We start from the raw sequence: 3618 nt of genomic DNA on the forward strand, positions 1-3618 counted from the left end.
GCGCGCCGCAGCACTCGAGGTCGTCACCGATGTCGGCGTCGATCTCCTTCTTCTCGGCGACCGCGGCGACATCGGCCCGGTACTCCGGCCGAGCCTGGTTCTTGACGTGCGTGACGACCTTCTCGATCTCGCTCTCCGCCACCCACGCGCCTTGAACGCGCAGCGCTTTGGACGCACCCATCGGCAGGAAGAGACCGTCGCCCTGCCCGATGAGTCGGTCGGCACCGGGCTGGTCGAGGATGACGCGCGAATCGGTGACGCTCGTGACGGCGAACGCCAGGCGCGAGGGCACGTTCGCCTTGATCAGACCCGTGACCACGTCGACGGAGGGCCGCTGCGTCGCGAGCACGAGGTGGATGCCGCTGGCGCGGGCGAGCTGGGTGATCCGCACGATCGAGTCCTCGACGTCGCGCGGGGCGACCATCATGAGGTCGGCGAGCTCGTCCACGACCACGAGCAGATAGGGGTAGGGCTTGAGCACGCGCTCACTGCCGACGGGGAGGTTGATCTCCCCCGCGACCACCGCGCGATTGAAGTCGTCGATGTGGCGGAAGCCGAACGACGCGAGGTCGTCGTACCGCATGTCCATCTCCTTCACGACCCACTGCAGCGCCTCCGCGGCCTTCTTCGGGTTCGTGATGATGGGCGTGATCAGGTGCGGGACGCCGGCATAGCTCGTGAGCTCGACGCGCTTGGGGTCGATGAGCACCATGCGCACCTCGGAGGGCTTGGCGCGCATCAGCAGGCTCGTGATCATCGAGTTCACGAAACTCGACTTGCCCGAGCCGGTGGAACCGGCCACGAGCAGGTGGGGCATCTTGGCCAGGTTCGCGACGACGTAGCCGCCGCCGACGTCCTTGCCGACGCCGATCGTCATCGGATGCGTCTGACTGGTCGCCGCCTGCGAGCGCAGCACGTCGCCCAGGGTGACGATCTCACGGTCGGTGTTGGGGATCTCGACACCGATGGCGCTCTTGCCGGGGATGGGCGCGAGGATGCGCACCTCGTTCGACGCGACGGCGTACGCGATGTTGTTGGTGAGCGCGGTGATGCGCTCGACCTTGACGCCGGGGCCGAGCGAGATCTCGTACTGGGTCACCGTCGGCCCGCGCGAGAAGCCCGTGACGCGCGCATCGACACCGAACTGCTCGAAGACGCCTCTGATGGCCGCGACCACGCGGTCGTTCGCCTCCGATCGCGCCTTCGGCGGGTCGCCTTGGGCCAGTGCGGCGACCGAGGGAAGCCGATAGGGCGCCTGCGGCGGCTGTCCGTCGTGGTCGTCCCCCAGGGCGGAGATACCCGGGAGGATCCCGTCGTCGAGGATGATCTCGCCGCTGTCCTCGCGGATGCCGGTGTCGGCACGACGGGCGGCCTTCTTCGCGTGGGCGATCACCGCCGGATCGATGATCTCGGTCGGCGCCTCCGGCAGCGGGGGCACCGGAGGAACGGCCGCCGGCATCGCGACGGCCTGCTCGAAGCCGCCGTCGCCGCTGGTGTCCAGGAGCGCCGTCAGGTCATCGGAGCCCAGGTGGCCGTCGACGTCCTCCTCCCGGCCGGACTTGTTGCGGCGCCACCACGGCAGGTCCTTCTCCGCGGCATCGTCCGTCTCGCCGAAGGCGACCGTGGGTGCGTCGGCCGCGGGCGCGTCGGGGCGCTCGGCGCCGAACATCCACGCGTACAGGTCTCCGAGACGGCGGCCGATGCGGTTGGGCGGGGTCTTGGTGAGGATGAGAATGCTCAGCAGTGTCAGCGCACCCAGGAGGATGTAGGCGCCGATCGGCGTGAGCAGCGACAGCGGCTCGCCGATGGTCCACCCGAACAGACCGCCTGCGGCGCTGAGCGCCGGCATGCCCTGCGACGGCTGCGGCCGACCGCCCGCAACATGGCAGAAGCCGGCGATCGAGAGCACGAACAGTCCGAAGCCGATGCCGATGCGCCCGTTGTCGTGGATGGACGGCGGGTGCCGGAACAGCCAACCCGCCAGCACCAGCAGGAGCACGGGCATGATGAAGGCGACGCGGCCGACGAACAGCCCCACGGTGTAGGCGCTGATCTGCGTCGCGGCGTCGTTGCCGATGAAGAACCACTCGTTGACGGCGCCGAGCGCGGCCAGCACGACGAGCAGGAACGGGAAGCCGTCGCGGCGCTGGTCCTTCTCGAGCGTCTCGAGGCCGAAAGCGCGGAACATGCCGCCGACGGCGTGCGCGACGCCGAGCCAGGCGCGGACGGCGAGCGGCGGGCGGTCGGTGTCGTCGACGTACTTCGTGGGAGCCGGCGCGGGCTTGCGGGCACGGGTCGATGAGCCCTTCGCGGACGCGCGGGCGTTCGTGGGCGTGCTCGTGGATCGTGCCATTACTCCACGGTAGGCGCACAGGTCCCCGGATCCGCGGATTGACGCGGCCCGAGGCGGGCCCGGCATCCGCCGCGCCTGGTCAACGCAGGCGCTTGACCATGGTGTCGCGGCCATGACCGGCCTGCGTGACGGCGAAGCCCTCACTGCGGTAGAGCGTCTGGGCGTAGTTGCCCCGTTCCACCGACAGGCTGATGCGAGCGTATCCCTGTGCGCGCGCGTGCTCGCAGAGCCGCTGCAGGAGGGCACGCCCCACCCCGTGAGCCCGCCAGATGGGCCGCACCCCGATGATGAGCTCCGGCACGCCCGTGCCGATGTACCCGAAGCCGGGATCGGTGCGCGGCAGCATCCGGTACCACGCGGCACCGACCGGACTGTCCTGCGCGTCGATCGCGACGAAGCCGGCGTCGCCGGGACGCATCCACCCCGAGATGTAGCGATTGTGATCGGGGTGCGTCAGCACCTCGTGCCGCGGCCGCGCGCCCCCTTGCCGCCAGTTCGCCGCCTCGACGACCATGTCTCCGAGGAACGCGCCATCGGCCTGTGTCGCGGGGCGCACACGAAAGCTGACGGGCATGGAGCCGATCGTAGCGCTGCGCCGCGACTGCTCAGGCTTCGATGACGAGGGGGACGATCATCGGGCGACGACGCAGCCGCTGGTTCACCCACCGACCGATCGTGCGGCGCACGACCTGCGACAGCGCGTGGGTGTCGCGGACGCCCGATTGAGCCGCCTCCGTGAGGGCCGCGGCGATCTTGGGCTTGACGTCGTCGAACACCTTGTCGTCCTCGGCGAACCCTCGTGCGTGGATTTCGGGGCCGGTGATGATCCGCCCCGTCGTGGCATCGACGACGACGATCACCGAGATGAAGCCCTCCTCGCCGAGGATCCGGCGATCCTTGAGGTCGGCGTCGGTGATCTCGCCCACTGTCGATCCGTCGACGTAGACGAAGCCGAGATCGAGCTGGCCGACGACGCGGGCAACGCCGTCCTTGAGGTCGACGACGGTGCCGTTCTCGGCGATGATCGTGTTCTCCGCGGGGATGCCGGTGTCCTGCGCGAGCTTGGCGTTGGCGATGAGGTGACGGTACTCGCCGTGCACCGGCATGACGTTGCGTGGCTGGAGGATGTTGTAGCAGTACAGCAGCTCGCCCGCCGCCGCGTGACCCGAGACGTGCACCTTGGCATTGCCCTTGTGCACCACGTTGGCTCCCAGCTTGGTGAGCCCGTCGATCACGCGATAGACCGCGTTCTCGTTGCCCGGGAT

3 protein-coding genes are annotated in these 3618 nt (G+C 69.4%); all 3 read right to left on the reverse strand.

Annotation, left to right across the window (positions count from 1 at the left end; translation table 11 throughout):
* The coding region (locus I5I_RS06700; RefSeq protein ID WP_036317920.1) for an FtsK/SpoIIIE family DNA translocase at positions 1-2353 on the reverse strand (2353 nt) is incomplete at its 3' end.
* A gap of 79 nt (positions 2354-2432) precedes the next feature.
* Complete coding sequence (locus I5I_RS06705) at positions 2433-2927, reverse strand: GNAT family N-acetyltransferase (RefSeq protein WP_036317923.1); 495 nt, start codon at positions 2925-2927, stop codon at positions 2433-2435.
* A 31-nt stretch (positions 2928-2958) separates the two neighbouring features.
* A partial coding sequence (locus tag I5I_RS06710) for an MBL fold metallo-hydrolase RNA specificity domain-containing protein (protein WP_036317926.1) occupies positions 2959-3618 on the reverse strand: 660 nt, incomplete at its 5' end.

The organism is Microbacterium sp. B24, from assembly GCF_000333415.1.
Taxonomy (GTDB): domain Bacteria; phylum Actinomycetota; class Actinomycetes; order Actinomycetales; family Microbacteriaceae; genus Microbacterium.